Source organism: Citrobacter sp. S46_ASV_140, assembly GCF_018919545.1.
GTDB classification, from domain to species: Bacteria; Pseudomonadota; Gammaproteobacteria; order Enterobacterales; family Enterobacteriaceae; genus Citrobacter; species Citrobacter braakii.
On record NZ_JAHLRC010000034.1, the window covers coordinates 1 to 16848 of the forward strand.

18 protein-coding genes are annotated in these 16848 nt (G+C 52.6%); 12 read left to right on the plus strand and 6 right to left on the minus strand.

All coding sequences use genetic code 11. From position 1 onward, the window contains the following. Positions 1 to 496: transglycosylase domain-containing protein (locus KQJ19_RS11160; RefSeq protein ID WP_216403660.1), on the minus strand; the 496-nt coding region annotated here is incomplete at its 3' end. 120 nt (positions 497 to 616) lie between these two features. On the opposite strand from KQJ19_RS11160, the gene KQJ19_RS11165 reads away from it, so the two are divergent. From KQJ19_RS11165 to trpS, 12 genes are all read left to right on the plus strand, one after another. Continuing rightward, entirely contained in the window at positions 617 to 1396 is a 780-nt protein-coding gene (locus KQJ19_RS11165) for a DNA utilization protein HofM (protein WP_216403661.1), read from the plus strand. After that, positions 1396 to 1935: a PilN domain-containing protein gene (locus tag KQJ19_RS11170; protein WP_216403662.1), complete on the plus strand. Its 540-nt coding sequence runs from the start codon at positions 1396 to 1398 to the stop codon at positions 1933 to 1935. Before KQJ19_RS11165 ends, KQJ19_RS11170 begins: the two co-directional genes overlap by 1 nt. Next, entirely contained in the window at positions 1919 to 2374 is a 456-nt protein-coding gene (locus KQJ19_RS11175) for a hypothetical protein (RefSeq protein ID WP_049283088.1), read from the plus strand. The genes KQJ19_RS11170 and KQJ19_RS11175 overlap by 17 nt, the downstream gene beginning before the upstream one ends. After that, positions 2364 to 2777, plus strand: a complete 414-nt coding sequence (locus KQJ19_RS11180) for a HofP DNA utilization family protein (protein WP_216403663.1) — start codon at positions 2364 to 2366, stop codon at positions 2775 to 2777. Before KQJ19_RS11175 ends, KQJ19_RS11180 begins: the two co-directional genes overlap by 11 nt. Further along, the gene (gene hofQ / locus KQJ19_RS11185; RefSeq protein WP_016157631.1) at positions 2680 to 3927 is read left to right on the plus strand and encodes a DNA uptake porin HofQ; all 1248 of its coding nucleotides are present in this window, start codon (positions 2680 to 2682) and stop codon (positions 3925 to 3927) included. Before KQJ19_RS11180 ends, hofQ begins: the two co-directional genes overlap by 98 nt. 404 nt (positions 3928 to 4331) lie before the next feature. Then, positions 4332 to 4853 (plus strand): shikimate kinase AroK, encoded by a 522-nt coding sequence (gene aroK / locus KQJ19_RS11190; protein ID WP_003023552.1) that lies wholly within the window; start codon positions 4332 to 4334, stop codon positions 4851 to 4853. A 57-nt stretch (positions 4854 to 4910) separates the two neighbouring features. Then, positions 4911 to 5999 (plus strand): 3-dehydroquinate synthase, encoded by a 1089-nt coding sequence (gene aroB / locus KQJ19_RS11195; RefSeq protein ID WP_047358161.1) that lies wholly within the window; start codon positions 4911 to 4913, stop codon positions 5997 to 5999. 96 nt (positions 6000 to 6095) lie between these two features. Then, positions 6096 to 7382, plus strand: a complete 1287-nt coding sequence (damX, locus tag KQJ19_RS11200) for a cell division protein DamX (protein WP_216403664.1) — start codon at positions 6096 to 6098, stop codon at positions 7380 to 7382. 117 nt (positions 7383 to 7499) lie between these two features. After that, a complete protein-coding gene (gene dam, locus KQJ19_RS11205) occupies positions 7500 to 8336 on the plus strand; it encodes an adenine-specific DNA-methyltransferase (RefSeq protein WP_016154786.1) in 837 nt (278 codons plus the stop codon). Between the two features lie 17 nt (positions 8337 to 8353). Beyond that, positions 8354 to 9031, plus strand: a complete 678-nt coding sequence (rpe, locus tag KQJ19_RS11210) for a ribulose-phosphate 3-epimerase (protein WP_003023561.1) — start codon at positions 8354 to 8356, stop codon at positions 9029 to 9031. After that, positions 9024 to 9782, plus strand: coding sequence for a phosphoglycolate phosphatase (gph, locus tag KQJ19_RS11215; protein WP_016154785.1), 759 nt, complete (start codon positions 9024 to 9026; stop codon positions 9780 to 9782). The genes rpe and gph overlap by 8 nt, the downstream gene beginning before the upstream one ends. Next, positions 9775 to 10779 (plus strand): tryptophan--tRNA ligase, encoded by a 1005-nt coding sequence (gene trpS / locus KQJ19_RS11220; protein WP_016154784.1) that lies wholly within the window; start codon positions 9775 to 9777, stop codon positions 10777 to 10779. The genes gph and trpS overlap by 8 nt, the downstream gene beginning before the upstream one ends. 314 nt (positions 10780 to 11093) lie before the next feature. On the opposite strand, the gene KQJ19_RS11225 is transcribed toward trpS, so the two are convergent. The 5 genes from KQJ19_RS11225 to nirB all read right to left on the minus strand — a co-directional run bounded on the left by KQJ19_RS11225 (position 11094) and on the right by nirB (position 16772). After that, positions 11094 to 11264, minus strand: coding sequence for a YhfL family protein (locus KQJ19_RS11225; RefSeq protein ID WP_016154783.1), 171 nt, complete (start codon positions 11262 to 11264; stop codon positions 11094 to 11096). 307 nt (positions 11265 to 11571) lie between these two features. Beyond that, positions 11572 to 12945 (minus strand): siroheme synthase CysG, encoded by a 1374-nt coding sequence (gene cysG / locus KQJ19_RS11230; protein ID WP_216403665.1) that lies wholly within the window; start codon positions 12943 to 12945, stop codon positions 11572 to 11574. A gap of 11 nt (positions 12946 to 12956) precedes the next feature. Beyond that, on the minus strand, positions 12957 to 13766 hold the full coding sequence (gene nirC, locus KQJ19_RS11235; RefSeq protein ID WP_016154781.1) for a nitrite transporter NirC: 810 nt from the start codon (positions 13764 to 13766) through the stop codon (positions 12957 to 12959). A gap of 139 nt (positions 13767 to 13905) precedes the next feature. Beyond that, positions 13906 to 14232 carry a nitrite reductase small subunit NirD gene (nirD, locus tag KQJ19_RS11240; protein WP_047501470.1) on the minus strand — a complete coding sequence of 109 codons (327 nt, stop codon included), beginning with the start codon at positions 14230 to 14232 and terminating at the stop codon, positions 13906 to 13908. Continuing rightward, a complete protein-coding gene (gene nirB, locus KQJ19_RS11245; RefSeq protein ID WP_016154779.1) occupies positions 14229 to 16772 on the minus strand; it encodes an NADPH-nitrite reductase large subunit in 2544 nt (847 codons plus the stop codon). Before nirB ends, nirD begins: the two co-directional genes overlap by 4 nt. Positions 16773 to 16848 lie beyond the last annotated feature (76 nt).

Sequence of the window (16848 nt, forward strand, 5' to 3'; positions counted from 1 at the left end):
TGTTCAGATACAGTTCGAGAATCTCATCTTTACTCAGCAGTTGTTCAATGCGGATCGCCAGGAACACTTCTTTGATCTTACGCATCAGCGTACGTTCCGGGCTCAGGAAGAAGTTTCTCGCCAACTGTTGGGTGATGGTGCTGGCCCCTTGTGATGCATGGCCGGAGAACAGCGCGACGCTGGCAGCACGGAAGATCCCCACCGGGTCTACCCCGTGGTGCTCATAAAAACGACTGTCTTCGGTAGCGATAAAGGCTTTAACCATTACCGGCGGCATCTGATCCAGGGTAACCGGGATTCGACGTTTCTCGCCATATTGCGCGATCAGCTCGCCATCAGCGCTGTAAACCTGCATCGGGATCTGTAAACGCACATCTTTGAGCGTCGCGACGTCAGGTAATTGCGGCTCAATATAGCGATAGAGGCCATAAATCGAGCCTGCTCCCAGCAGGATGCAACATACTGCAAGGATTAATAAATACTTTACGAACTTCACTGGAGATTTCCCATTTAGTGGCATTTGGGCAGTTTATAAACAAACGCGCGGTAGTATAAAGGCAAGCCAGACGCATTGATATACCCGTTAAAGCAACGGGTGATAAGGAGATCATCAGCAATGGCTTTCAATATCTGGAAAATTGGTCTGCATATTCAGCAACATGAAGCGCTGGCTGTCGCCGTAGTTCACGACGCATCCGGTTGGTTTCTCCAGCGCTGGTGGCGTATACCGCTGACGCCTCAGGTTATCGTCGATGGCCACATTCGCGAGCCTGAACAGCTTGTCGCAGCGCTACTGCCGTGGAGCCGGGAGCTTCCTCGCCGACACCATATTCATCTCTCTTTTCCTGCCAACAGGACGTTACAAAAAAAGTACCCTCGTCCGGAAATGATGCTGCGCGAGCCGGAGCAAGCCGCATGGTTATCCGGTTCGATGGCGCGTGAGCTGGATATGGCGCCGGATGCGCTGCATTTTGATTATAGCGAAGACACGTTAAGCCCGGCGTTTAACGTCACTGCCGCGCAAAGCAAAGAGATTTCAGCGCTTCTGACGCTTACCCAAACGTTGAAGGTACAGGTTACGGCGATTACGCCGGATGCCAGCGCGTTACAGCGATTTATACCTTACCTGCCAGAACGTCATCAGTGTCTGGTATGGCGTGATGACACCCAGTGGCTATGGGCGACCCGTTCGGCATGGGGGCGTAAATCAACGGGCGATATTGGCTGTATCGACGAGCTTGCCGCGACATTATCGCTTTCCACGACAGCCATTGCGCTATGCGATCCCAGCGGCTTCGATCCTTTAAGCGTGGTGTCTGTACGCCAGCCGCCAATTCCAACGCAAAGCCATCTCTTCACCATTGCACTGGGACTCGCTATGGGAGGCACATGTTGATGATAGCGACAATCAATCTTCTGCCCTGGCGCCAGACGCGACGTCGCGCCTGCCTACGCTTCTGGAGTGTTTTATTTGGCGCTTCGCTACTGCTTAGTAGCGGCGTGTTGTTGCGCTATTACAGCGTTTTGAGCGTAGAAAACCAGGTCGAATTGTTGTTAGCGGATGCCGAAAAGACGCGGGCCGAGGCTTTAATGGCGCTAAAGCCGCGTGTGCAGCAGCGCCAGCAACGATGGCAACAGGTTCAAGCGCGGAACAAACAGCGTGAGCAGACCCGAAGCTGGCAGCGGGTTTTGCAAGGGTTGGCGGAATTACTGCCAGAGCAGGCGTGGTTAACAAAAATAACCTGGCAGCAGGAGACACTGGAACTGACGGGAAACACGCTGAGCTTTGCCGCGCTGAAGGCGCTGGAAGCGCAATTACGCCAGCTGCCGCTGTTTAAATTGGGTAGCCCTGGCGAAACGCAGCAGGATGCGCAGGGACGCTGGCAATTCCACTATCGACTGATGCGGAGCGGTGCGCATGAAAATGCTTTGTGATAGCTGGTTAGCGCAGTCGCCGCGCTTTCGGCTCATCTGCGGCTGTGGCTGGATGCTGGGACTGCTCATCGTCGTCATGTTATACCTCAGCTCCACCGCGCAGAAACGGGTTATGCAACAAGAGGCGCTAAACCAGCAACGAGCGGCCACTCAGGCACAATGGCGAAATTTATATCTGCTGGCGGCATCGCCAGAAGAGCCTGAAGAGACGCTGATTCCGTTCTCCCCACTGCTGTTTCAGACTCCTCTTGCACATCTTATCCACTGGCAACCCTCCGCACAGGGCGGAGAAATGACGCTGAAGCCAGGCTGGGATGTCATCCCGCCGATGTTTGGCCAATTAGCGGAGCAAGGGATGAACGTCAGCCGGTTTTCTCTTTACGCAGAAGGTGCGGAGCTGCTGTTAACACTACAACTGGAGCGCCTGAATGATGGTTGAACGCTGGCTGTTGGCGTGCTTAAGCGTACTGATACTCACCGGTATGCGTAATCCCTTCCTGCCGCCGGAGGACCGTTGCCAAATTGCTGAGCTGTTGACATGGCGCTATCAGGGAATATTGAGCCAGGGCGCGCGACCTATTGGCATTGTTCAGGATAGCCAGAAAAAATGGCAGCGGGTTGAGCGAAATGATGTCCTGAAAAACGGTTGGACGGTTACGCAGATAACGGCCCAGAGCGTAACCCTCGACACAGGGAAAAACTGCGAGCCGTCGCAGTGGCAGTGGCAACGACAAGGAGCGATAAATGAAGCGATGGATGGCATGGATAGTACTCGTACTGGTGGTCGGGATTCAGAGCGTACTGGCGGCGAAATCACAAAACGTGACGCTGGTGGTCGATGATGTGCCGGTTGTGCAGGTATTGCAGGCGCTGGCCGAACAGGAAAAGAAAAACCTGGTAGTTTCACCGGATGTCAGCGGTGTGCTGTCACTGCATTTGACGGATGTGCCCTGGAAGCAGGCATTGCAAACGGTGGTGAAAAGCGCCGGGCTGGTATTACGCCAGGAAGGCAACATTCTGCATGTGCATTCTGTTCAATGGCAGAGTGAAAATGCGGCTCGTCAGGACAATGAGCAGGCACGGCTTCAGGCCAGCCTGCCGTTGGAACATCGCAGTATCATTTTGCAATATGCTGATGCCTCCGAGCTGGCAAAAGCCGGAGAAAAGCTGCTCAGCGCTAAAGGAAGCATGACGGTGGATAAACGCACCAACCGCTTACTGCTGCGTGATAATAGCGTTGCGCTTAACGCACTGGAAACGTGGGTGGCGCAAATGGATCTGCCGGTTGCACAAGTCGAACTGGCGGCGCATATCGTGACGATTAATGAAAAAAGCTTGCGTGAGCTGGGGGTGAAGTGGTCGCTGGCTGACGCACAGCAATCGGGGGCTGTGGGGAACGTCACAACGCTTGCCAGCGATCTTTCTGTATCCACAGCCACATCCCGTGTGGGATTTAACATTGGCCGTATTAACGGTCGTTTACTCGAGCTGGAGCTGTCTGCGTTGGAGCAAAAACAGCAGTTGGACATCATCGCCAGTCCACGCTTACTGGCTTCTCACCTGCAACCTGCCAGTATTAAGCAGGGTAGTGAGATCCCTTATCAGGTCTCCAGCGGTGAAAGCGGCGCGACATCCGTCGAGTTCAAGGAAGCTGTATTGGGGATGGAAGTCACGCCCACCGTATTGCAGAAAGGACGAATCAGACTGAAACTGCATATCAGCCAGAATGTTCCCGGGCAGGTGCTACAGCAGGCGGATGGCGAAGTTCTGGCTATTGATAAGCAGGAGATTGAAACTCAGGTCGAGGTAAAAAGCGGCGAGACGATTGCGCTGGGCGGGATTTTTTCACATAAGAATAAATCCGCAGCCGACAGCGTGCCGCTGTTAGGCGACATCCCCTGGCTTGGCTCTCTCTTTCGCCATGATGGTAAAGAAGACGAACGGCGTGAATTAGTAGTTTTTATTACGCCCAGACTGGTTTCAACGCAATAACTTATGCATGAAAAGCCGTTGTTTTTGCACTGAACACGTTTCAGAGATTTGACGTGCGGGTGTATTTAGCATACAAGGAGTACCGATTTGAGTGTCGGTACTTTTCTTTACTTATGCGGCAGTAAATACGCTTTGCCTTTCTGGTGGTGTGTCATAGGCTTATTTGGTGTCATTTGGCTGCGCGATACGTCGCCAGGTCTGATGTTTGCAGGGTAGCATGCCTGCCACGACCAGAAATGCGTAAGGTTTGGTGATTTATTCAGTTGCCAAACCCGCTTGAGTATTGAGATAATTTTCAGTCTGACTCTCGCAATATCTTATGAGGTTTCAGTTCATGTCCTGCTGCGCTGAGTGTCTGCGAAGCGGGTTTACCATTAACGAATAGTCTTAGTAGTACCGAAAAAATGGCAGAGAAACGCAATATCTTTCTGGTTGGGCCTATGGGTGCCGGAAAAAGCACTATTGGGCGCCAGTTAGCTCAACAACTCAATATGGAATTTTACGATTCTGATCAAGAGATTGAGAAACGAACCGGAGCTGATGTGGGCTGGGTCTTCGATGTAGAAGGTGAAGACGGCTTCCGTGATCGCGAAGAAAAAGTCATCAACGAGTTGACGGAAAAACAGGGTATTGTGCTGGCAACTGGCGGTGGCTCTGTTAAATCACGTGAAACACGTAACCGTCTTTCCGCGCGTGGCGTCGTGGTCTATCTTGAAACGACAATTGAAAAACAACTTGCGCGAACTCAACGTGACAAGAAACGCCCGCTGCTGCAGGTAGAATCGCCGCCTCGTGAAGTTCTGGAAGCGTTGGCTGACGAACGCAATCCTCTGTACGAAGAGATTGCTGACGTGACCATTCGCACCGACGATCAGAGCGCAAAAGTCGTAGCAAACCAGATTATTCATATGTTGGAAAGCAACTAATTCTGGCTGAATACACACTCGTCTGCGGGTACAAGTAACTAAGGTGGATGTCGCGTAATGGAGAGGATCACAGTCACTCTCGGGGAACGTAGTTACCCTATCACCATCGCGGCTGGTTTGTTTAATGAGCCAGCTTCATTCTTACCGCTGAAATCGGGCGATCAGGTTATGTTGGTAACCAACGAAACCCTGGCTCCCCTTTATCTCGATAAGGTTCGCGGCGTACTTGAACAGGCGGGTGTTAACGTTGATAGCGTTATCCTTCCCGATGGCGAGCAGTATAAAAGCCTGACGGTTCTGGATACGGTTTTCACTGCGTTACTGCAAAAACCGCACGGTCGTGATACCACGTTAGTCGCACTTGGCGGCGGCGTGATAGGCGATCTGACCGGTTTTGCGGCAGCCAGCTATCAGCGTGGTGTTCGTTTTATTCAAGTCCCGACAACTCTGTTGTCGCAGGTCGACTCCTCCGTTGGCGGCAAAACCGCCGTAAACCATCCCCTCGGTAAAAACATGATTGGCGCGTTTTACCAACCGGCGTCCGTGGTGGTGGATCTCGATTGTCTGAAAACGCTTCCTGCGCGTGAGCTGGCATCGGGGCTGGCGGAAGTGATCAAATACGGCATCATCCTTGACGGTGAATTTTTCAGTTGGCTGGAAGAAAATCTGGATGCGTTATTGCGTCTGGATGGTCCGGCGATGGCGTACTGTATTCGTCGTTGTTGTGAGCTGAAAGCAGAAGTTGTCGCAGCGGACGAGCGTGAAATGGGCTTACGTGCTTTACTGAATCTGGGACACACGTTTGGCCATGCGATCGAAGCTGAAATGGGTTATGGCAATTGGTTACATGGTGAAGCCGTTGCAGCAGGTATGGTAATGGCTGCTCGTACGTCAGAACGTCTTGGACAGTTTACCTCCGCTGATACGCAGCGCATCATTACGCTGCTGCAGCGAGCGGGCTTGCCGGTCAATGGACCGCGTGAAATGTCCAGCGAGGCTTATCTGCCGCACATGCTGCGAGATAAAAAAGTGTTAGCGGGAGAGATTCGTTTAGTGCTTCCGCGGGCTATAGGGAAGAGTGAAGTGCGCGGCGGAGTGTCGCACGAGGTGGTTCTTAACGCTATTGCTGATTGCCAGCCGGCGTAACAACAAGAAAGGTCTGGCTTGCGTTGCGAAACGTAGGTCTTTTAGCTTCAGGTTATGTGCAAAGTCGTAAGCATTAACCTTTGAGTGGGGTGTTAAATGGATGAATTCAAACCAGAAGACGAGCTGAAACCCGATCCCAGCGATCGTCGTACTGGTCGTTCTCGTCAATCGTCTGAACGCGATAATGAGCCGCAAATCAATTTTGATGATGTTGATCTGGATGCTGACGATCGCCGTCCTGCGCGCGCACGTAAAGAGCGTGAAGAAGAACGGGACATTGAAGAAGAGTATGAGTCTGATGACGATGACGTGGATGAAGAGCGTGTAGAACGCCGTCCGCGCAAGCGTAAGAAACCCGCCAGCAAGCCTGCCTCTCGTCAGTATATGATGATGGGTGTCGGTGTCCTGGTGCTGTTGCTGCTGATCATCGGTATCGGTTCTGCGCTGAAAGCCCCCTCATCATCTCCCAGTGAGCAGGCTGGATCTGGCGAGAAGAGCATCGATCTTTCTGGCAACAATGCGACGGATCAGGCGAGCACGACTACGCCTGCAGCAGGCGCTGAGCAGACCGCTGGCAATAACCAGCAGGATGTTTCCCTACCGCCGATTTCCTCTACCCCAACTCAAGGTCAGACACCTGCGGCAACTGAAGGCCAGCAGCGTGTTGAAGTGCAGGGCGATCTGAACAACGCTCTGACGCAACCGCAAGGCCAGGAGCAGGTTAACAATGTAGTGGTTAACTCTACGCTGCCGACCGAACCTGCGACCGTTGCGCCAGTTCGTAATGGTAATGCTGTGCGCCAGACTGCGAAAACGGAAACGGCTGAACGCCCTGCTGCGACACACCAGGAACGTAAACAGGCTGTTATTGAGCCGAAGAGCAAACCGCAAACTACGGTGAAAGCGACGCAGACAGAGCCGAAACCTGTTGCTCAGGCAAAACCAACTGCAACTGCGCCGACGACCACAACCAAAGCACCTGTGGTTACCGCTACGCCGAAGGCGACCGTTGAGCCGAAAGCAACCGCGACTACAACGCCTGCGCCAACTGCGACGGCAACAACGTCAACGCCTGTTGCTGGTGGAGCGAAAAGTGCAGGAAATGTCGGAGCGTTAAAATCTGCGCCGTCCAGCCATTACACGCTGCAGCTCAGCAGTTCTTCTAACTACGACAACCTTAACGGTTGGGCGAAGAAAGAAAACCTGAAGAACTACGTGGTGTATCAGACGACGCGTAACGGTCAACCGTGGTATGTTCTGGTAACAGGCGTGTATGCGTCTAAAGAAGATGCGAAACGTGCAGTGTCTACGCTCCCCGCCGATATTCAGGCGAAAAATCCGTGGGCAAAACCGCTGCACCAGGTTCAGGCCGATTTGAAGTAAGATAGGATATGTTCTGCAATGGTTTGCTGTTTCGCCCAATTGCGGGACAAAGACTAAAGCGCAGGATGCTGTCGGAGCTTTCTCCACAGCCGGAGAAGGTGTAATTAGTTAGTCAGCATGAAAAAAAATCGCGCTTTTTTGAAATGGGCAGGGGGAAAATACCCCCTGCTTGATGATATCAAACGGCATTTACCTCAGGGTGAATGCCTGATTGAACCTTTCGTGGGTGCCGGGTCGGTGTTTCTCAACACCGACTTTTCTCGTTATATTCTTGCCGATATCAACAGCGACCTCATCAGTCTCTATAACATCGTGAAGACACGTACCGATGAGTATGTGCAGGCTTCACGTGAGCTGTTTATGCCTGAAACTAATCAGGCTGAGGTGTACTATCGGTTCAGAGAAGAATTTAATGCCAGTCAGGATCCGTTCCGCCGTGCAGTACTGTTCTTGTATCTGAACCGCTTTGGTTACAACGGATTGTGCCGTTATAACCTGCGCGGCGAGTTTAATGTACCGTTTGGTCGTTATAAAAAACCTTACTTCCCGGAAGCCGAGTTGTACCATTTTGCTGAAAAAGCGCAGAATGCGGAGTTCCATTGTCTCTCCTATGAAGAGTGCATGGACCGTGCGGATAGCAACTCTGTGGTCTATTGTGACCCGCCTTATGCACCGCTTTCGGCGACGGCAAATTTCACCGCGTATCATACCAACAGCTTTAGCCCAAAAGAGCAGGCGCATCTGGCCGAGATGGCAGAAAAGCTGGTCAGTAAGCAGATCCCGGTGTTAATTTCGAACCATGACACGCCCGATACCCGCGAATGGTACCGATCGGCGAAACATTTTCAGGTCAAAGTGCGGCGCAGCATTAGCAGCAATGGCGGCACGCGTAAAAAGGTGAACGAACTGCTGGCACTGTATAAACCAGGAGTTGTAACGCCTGCGAAGAAATAATTCTCAAGGAGAAGCGGATGAAACAGTATTTGATCGCCCCCTCAATTCTGTCGGCTGATTTTGCCCGCCTGGGTGAGGACACCGCGAGAGCGCTGACTGCCGGTGCCGATGTCGTACACTTCGATGTCATGGACAATCACTACGTACCGAACCTGACCATCGGCCCGATGGTACTGAAATCGCTGCGTAAATATGGCATTACTGCCCCGATTGACGTTCATCTGATGGTGAAACCGGTCGATCGTATTGTCCCGGACTTCGCCGCCGCCGGCGCGAGCATCATTACTTTTCACCCGGAAGCCTCCGAGCATGTCGATCGCACTTTACAGCTGATCAAAGAGCATGGCTGTAAAGCGGGCCTGGTGTTTAACCCGGCAACACCGCTGAGCTATCTGGACTACGTCATGGATAAGCTCGATGTGATCCTGCTGATGTCCGTTAACCCAGGCTTTGGCGGGCAATCCTTCATCCCACAAACGCTGGATAAGCTGCGCGAAGTGCGTCGTCGTATTGATGAATCTGGCTACGATATCCGCCTTGAAGTGGACGGCGGCGTCAAGGTGAACAACATTGGTGAAATCGCGGCGGCGGGGGCAGATATGTTTGTCGCAGGCTCTGCTATTTTCGACCAACCAGACTACAAAAAAGTCATTGATGAAATGCGCAATGAACTGGCGAAGGTAAGTCATGGATAAGTTTCAGGATATTCGGGGCGTTGCATTTGACCTCGACGGTACGCTGGTCGACAGCGCGCCGGGATTAACCGCAGCGGTGGATATGGCGCTGTATGCGCTGGAACTGCCGATTGCCGGTGAAGAACGCGTTATCACCTGGATTGGCAACGGTGCAGATGTACTGATGGAGCGCGCGCTGGCGTGGTCGCGTCAGGAGCGCGCCACACTACGTAAGACAATGGGTAAACCGCCCGTTGATGATGATATCCCAGCCGAAGAACAGGTGCGTATTTTGCGTAAGCTGTTCGACAGATACTACGGCGATGTCGCAGAAGAGGGGACATTCCTGTTCCCTGATGTTGCCGACACGCTGGGCGCGATGCATGCGAAAGGATTGCCGCTGGGTCTGGTGACCAACAAACCGACCCCGTTTGTCGCGCCATTGCTTGAGGCGTTAGATATCGCCAAATACTTTAGCGTGGTCATCGGTGGTGACGACGTGCAGAATAAAAAACCGCATCCGGATCCGCTACTGCTGGTAGCAAGCAAGCTTGGCATCAAGCCTGAGCAATTGCTCTTCGTAGGGGATTCACGTAATGATATTCAGGCGGCAAAAGCTGCTGGCTGTCCGTCCGTTGGTCTGACTTATGGCTACAACTACGGCGAGTCGATCGCGCTGAGCCAACCCGACGTTATTTACGACCGTATTAATGAACTACTGCCCGTTCTCGGGCTTCCGCATAGCGAAAATCAGGAATCAAAAAATGACTAAGCCCATCGTTTTTAGTGGCGCACAGCCCTCAGGTGAATTGACCATTGGCAACTATATGGGTGCGCTGCGTCAGTGGGTGAGCATGCAGGATGACTACCATTGCATCTACTGCATCGTTGACCAACATGCCATCACCGTTCGTCAGGATGCTCAGCAGTTGCGTAAAGCAACGCTCGATACGCTGGCGCTGTATCTGGCATGCGGTATCGATCCTGAAAAAAGCACCATTTTCGTCCAGTCTCATGTACCGGAACACGCACAGTTAGGTTGGGCGCTGAACTGCTACACCTATTTCGGCGAGCTGAGCCGTATGACCCAGTTCAAAGACAAATCCGCACGCTATGCGGAGAACATCAACGCCGGTCTGTTTGATTATCCGGTGCTGATGGCGGCAGACATCCTGCTGTATCAGACCAACCAGGTACCGGTTGGCGAAGATCAGAAACAGCATCTGGAACTAAGCCGCGATATCGCCCAGCGCTTCAACGCCCTGTATGGCGACATCTTCAAAGTGCCTGAGCCGTTCATTCCTAAATCCGGTGCGCGCGTGATGTCGCTGCTGGAGCCGACGAAGAAAATGTCCAAGTCGGATGACAACCGCAACAACGTGATCGGCCTGCTGGAAGATCCGAAATCCGTGGTTAAGAAAATCAAACGTGCGATGACCGACTCCGAAGAGCCGCCTGTTGTACGCTACGACGTGCAGAATAAAGCGGGTGTTTCCAACCTGCTGGATATCCTCTCTGCCGTTACCGGCCAGAGCATTCCGGAGCTGGAACAACACTTTGAAGGCAAGATGTATGGTCATCTGAAAGGTGAAGTCGCAGAGGCCGTTTCCGGCATGCTGACCGAGCTTCAGGAGCGTTATCACCGTTTCCGTAACGATGAAGCTTTCCTGCAGCAGGTGATGAAAGATGGCGCTGAAAAAGCCAGCGCACGCGCGTCTGTTACGCTGAAAGCGGTTTACGAAGCGATTGGTTTTGTCGCCAAGCCGTAATGCGCTCTGCGTTGCTGAAGAAACCGGGTTCTACCCGGTTTTTTTTCGCCTGTTCGCTGGCGAATCTCAAAAAAATATGAAGCGCCTCGCCGTTTGCATATTTCCTTATATCAATCAATTTAATGAAGATATAAATATTCAATTTACTGAGAATATAAAATGCGTCGGATATTTATCAAGAGAGAGGAGGGACTGACAACCCTGGCCCGCTACCTGCTCAGCGAGAAGTGCGGTAGCGTGTGAATGAGCATCAAACCAATAAATAAAAAAACCGGGGATTTCCCGGTTTTTTTGTATCTGCGCAATCGCTTCTGTTACAGATCTGCAGCCGGGCCACAGCCACCAATAATTTTAGAAATAGAAATTGCCGGATGCAGGAAGTAATCGTAGGTGCAGTTATCTTTTTTGTTATCAACATGACCAGTACACGCGGTCAGCGTAGCCAGAACACCAGCAACGATAGTGATTTTTGCAAATTTCAGCATGTTAAAATCCTTGTAAGATATCTATTTTTAAATGGATGAAATCCATTTCTCGGCGGTTAAGATATCAACTAAAATAAACTTAAAGTAGTCCGGATTAGGACATAACAAGTTTTATATAAAATATGCTTTTAATGAATTTAAATGTTTTAAAAATACATTTAATTAATGATTGACGGTTGGGCTACTGAGGCGAGTATATAGCGTATATCGGTTATTTATTTTTATCGGAAGATAAATAAATGCCCTGAATATGAACTGTCCAACTTTATGGGGACAGTCCAATATCAGGGCATTTTTAAGCATTCAATTAATGGTTCGAGAACCAGTTCAGCTTATCGCGTAGTCCAACCACGCGGCCGACGATAATCAGCGCCGGGCTTTCAACCTGCTGCGCCAGTTCTCCGAGTTGCGAAAGCATCCCGTTAACAACGCGTTGCTTCACGGAGGTACCGTTTTCTACCAGCGCGACAGACATATCGGGTTGCATGCCGAATTCGATCAGTTTTTCCTGGATAGTAGCCGCCTGATTGAGGCCCATGTAGAACACCAGCGTCTGTTTCTCTGCTGCCAGGTTTTCCCAGTCCAGCTCACCGCCGGTTTTCAGATGCCCGGTGACCAGACGTACACTTTGGGCGTAATCACGATGGGTCAGTGGAATGCCGGAATAGGCGGAACAACCGGATGCTGCGGTAATACCTGGCACAACGGAGAATGGAATACCGGCATGGCACAGGGTTTCCAGCTCTTCGCCACCACGGCCAAAGATGAACGGGTCGCCACCTTTCAGGCGCACGACGCGTTTGCCCTGTTGCGCTTCACGCAGCAGGATCTGGTTAATTTCTTCCTGCGGTACACAGTGGTAGCCCGCGCGTTTACCGACGAACACCCGGTCGGCATCGCGGCGTACAAGGTTCATGATGTCGTCGGATACCAGACGGTCATAAACCACGACATCCGCTTGCTGGATCTGCTGTAGACCTTTCAGCGTCAGCAGCCCGGCATCGCCAGGACCGGCGCCAACCAGCACTACTTCGCCTCGATGGTCCAACGGTTCGCTGAGCAACTGCTCGGTGGTTTCCTCGACGGCTTTCTGGTCACTGTTCGCCAGCGATTGCGCCAGGCGGTCATTCACGAACAATTTTTCCCAGAAGCGGCGACGTTCACCCATGCTGGCAAACTGTTCTTTCACTCGGGCGCGTAACTTGCCTGCATATTGCGCGACCTGGCCCAGATGCTGAGGCAGTACAGATTCAAGTCTTTCACGTAGCAGACGGGCAAGCACTGGCGATGTACCGCCGGAGGAGACCGCCACCATCAGCGGCGAGCGGTCGATAATGGAGGGCATGATAAAACTGGCTGCTTTTGGCGCATCGACCACGTTGCAGAAAATACGACGTGATTCTGCGGCGGTGCTGACGCTTTGGTTGACGGCATCGTCATCGGTGGCGGCAATAGCCAGCCAGCAGGTGTCGAGCAGGGACTCGTCGAACGGTCCCTCAACCAGCGTCAGCATGCCTTCATCTGCCCATACGGTGAACTGCGGAATAAACGCCAGCGCATTAACCGTTATACGGGCGCCCGCTTCCAGCAGTAACCGCGCTTTGCGTTCTGCGACATCACCACCGCCGACGATCAAGCAGTCGCGGTCACGTAGTTGACAAAATATAGGCAAATGATCCACGACATTACCCCTTAATTATTGGCAGTAGCCTCTGGCTGGTTGATTTTTGCCGGAACAGGACGCTCCGATTTTGGCGTAGCATACCAATAACCCAATCCCATGAATACGACACCGGACAAAGTATTACCGAGTGTCACCCACAACAGGTTATGACCAATTCCTGACAGGGTATAGGCTTCGCTGTGGTGGCCGAACCAGGAGAGGGCAAACAGCGTCATGTTGGCAACCGAGTGCTCGTAACCGGAAGCGATAAACGCCAGCAGACACCACCAGATAGCGAGGAATTTTGCTGCGCCCTCGGTACGAATTGCCATCCAGATAGCCAGACAAACCAACCAGTTACACAGTGCGCCTTTAAAGAACAGCACCGTTGCTGGCGCGGTAGTTTTCGCCAACGCCACCGAATGGACGATGCTGGTATCGACCGGCAGCAGGCTACCGCCGCCCCAACTATAAAGCAGAGCGACAAACACGGATCCGACCAGATTACCCAGCCATGTTTGCGGCAAAATAGCCCACATCTGACCGTGACTGATGGTGCCCGCTTTGACGCCGAGCGTCAGGAACATGGTGTGACCGGTAAACAGTTCCGAACCGGCAATAATGACCAGCGTTAAAGCGATACCAAAGGTTGCACCCATTACCAGAGGACGAACGGACGGGTCGAGCAGATTACCGAGGGTGAAAATAAGAATGATGCCGAGACCGACGTAGGCCCCCGCCATTGCCGAACTGACCCAGAATCCGAGCGGGTTATTAGCCGACAGGCGTGCGATGCGCGCAGCGTTAGCCGCACACTTATTGATAGTGTCTGTGAACATGTGTTGATTATCCTTGAAGTACAAACAATAAAAAGAAATCGTAACCGTAGGCCTGATAGCGCTACGCTTATCAGGTCTACAAATAAAAGACCTACAAATACGTCAAAAAAGGGGAGGCGTTGCGCCTCCCAAAAAGTTATTAACCGCGCAGTTGCACCATGCCGTCTTTCACTCGGGCTTCGTAATGTTTCACGGAGAACTGTTCGTCTTCCATGCACAGACCGTCGCTTAAGCGAAAGCGCTGTTTTTTCAGCGGGCTGGCGACCCACAATTCGCCCTGATGTTCAGCAATCAGCCCACGAGAAAGCACGCTGGATTCAAAGAATGGGTCGATGTTGCTGATCGCAAACACCTGGTCGCTGTGATACGGGCGGAAAATCGCAACTTGCTCGCTACCTAACAGGGCGCAGACGCCTGTTGCAGGCAGAATGTCATCGATTTTGCAGATGTTTTTCCACTGGCTCATGCGTTTTCCTCCACCAGAGTCACCGGGATACGCTCATAGGGCGTGGCCGGACGATGTTGTTCACGTTCAGGCACAACCTGGACATTCGGATCGCGTTGATCGCTGTTGATAAAGTGTTTGAAGCGAACCTGTGCGGATGGGGTGTTAACTGTCTCTGTCCACTCGCAGACCACCGCTTCACGCAGACGGGCCATCTCTTCTTCCAGGTGCTGGTTCAGCCCCAGTTTGTCGTCGATGATGACCGATTTCAGATATTCGATACCGCCTTCCAGGTTGTCTAACCATGGTGCGGTTCGGGTCAGTTTGTCAGCGGTACGGATGTAGAACATCATGAAACGATCAAGGTATTTGAGCAGCGTTTCGCGGTCGATATCCGCTGCCAGCAGGTCTGCATGACGAGGTTTCATCCCGCCGTTACCGCAAACGTACAAGTTCCAGCCTTTCTCAGTGGCGATGATACCCACGTCTTTACCCTGAGCCTCCGCACATTCACGGGTACAGCCGGAGACGCCGAATTTCATTTTGTGCGGGGTACGAATGCCCTTGTAGCGGTTTTCCAGCTCCACGCCGAATCCGACGCTATCGCCGACGCCATAACGGCACCAGGTACTGCCTACGCAGGTTTTCGCCATACGCAGGGCTTTGGCGTATGCGTGACCGGTTTCAAAGCCCGCTTCAATCAGCTGACGCCAGATTTCCGGCAGGTCATCTTTTTGCGCGCCGAACAGGCCGATACGCTGAGAACCGGTGATTTTGGTATACAGGTTAAATTCACGCGCGATACGGCCCACGGCCACGAGGCCTTCAGGAGTAATTTCTCCGCCCGCAGAGCGCGGGATCACGGAGTAGGTACCGTCTTTCTGGATATTCGCCAGGAAGTTGTCGTTAGTGTCCTGCAGCGGCGTGTGCTGTGGTTTGAGGATGTACTCATTCCAGCAGGAGGCCAGCAGGGAACCTACGGTTGGTTTACACACTTCACAGCCGTAGCCTTTCCCGTGTTTTGCCAGCAGCTCTTCGAAGGTTTTAATTCCTTCTACACGGATCAGATGGAACAGTTCCTGACGCGAGTACGGGAAGTGTTCACACAGGTTGTTGTTAACTTCGATCCCCTGTTTCGCCAGTTCAGCGTTCAGGACCTGCGTTACCAACGGGATACACCCGCCGCAGCCGGTACCAGCTTTGGTTTCAGCTTTCAGCGCCGCAACGGTGTGGCAGCCTTTGTTAATAGCGGCGATCAGCATGCCTTTGGTGACGTCGAAGCAGGAGCAAATCTGCGCGCTGTCCGGCAGTTTATCGACACCGATAGACGGCTTACCGCTGCCCGCGTGAGCTGGCAGAATCAGTGAGTCTGGGTTTTCCGGCAGTTCGATGGCGTTCAGCACCAGCTGCAGCAGGTTGCCGTAATCGCTGGTGTCACCGACTAAAACCGCCCCGAGCAGGGTTTTGTTATCTTCGCTAACGATGAGGCGTTTGTAGACTTCTTTGCTTTCGTCGAGATAGACGTAGCTACGGGCGCCCGGCGTGCGCGCATGCGCGTCGCCAATCCCGCCGACGTCAACACCAAGCAGCTTCAGCTTGGCGCTCAGATCCGCGCCTTCAAAGGCGTTTTCGGTTTCGAGAATATGGTCAACGGCAACCTGCGCCATTTTGTAGCCTGGAGCGACCAGGCCATACACGCGGTTGTTCCAACTGGCGCATTCGCCGATGGCATAGATGTCCGGATCAGAAGTCTGGCAAGTATCGTTAATCACAATACCACCGCGCGGCGCAACGTCGAGGCCGCATTGGGTGGCCAGTTTGTCGCGTGGGCGAATACCGGTAGAAAAGACGATGAAATCGACTTCCAGTTCGCTACCGTCGGCAAAACGCATGGTTTTGCGCGCTTCGGTGCCTTCCTGGACGATCTCTTTAGTGTTTTTGCTGGTGTGGACACGCACGCCCATGCTTTCAATTTTGCGACGTAACTGCTCGCCACCCATGTGATCCAGCTGTTCGGCCATCAGCATCGGGGCAAATTCAATCACGTGGGTTTCAACGCCGAGGCTTTTCAGCGCACCGGCGGCTTCCAGACCCAGCAGGCCACCGCCGACGACGGCACCGCGTTTGCTACGGCGCGCGCAAGACTCAATGGCGTTGAGGTCTTCGATGGTGCGGTAAACGAAGCAGTCTTGGGTTTCCGAACCTTTAATCGGTGGGATCCACGGATAAGAGCCTGTCGCCATGATCAGCTTATCGTAATATACCGTACGACCCGCGCTGGAGTGGATCACCTTCTCCTGGCGGTTGATGGTGATTGCGCGCTCGCCCACTAACACCTTAACGCCATGCTTCTCGTAGAATCCTTCACGCACCAGAGAAAGTTCTTCGGCGGTGTGGTGGGAGAAGTAGGACGACAGGTGGACACGGTCGTACGCTTTGCGGGGTTCTTCACAGAAGACGGTAATATCAAAATTGGCAGCGTCGGATTTATCAAGAAGATCCTCAATAAAGCGATGGCCGACCATACCATTACCGATAATAGCGAGTCTGACTTTGCTCATTTTTGCCTCGATTTCTTTTCTATTACTGCCTACCTTAACGATTCAGCAACCCCGCTTATTGATGCAAATCAAATTC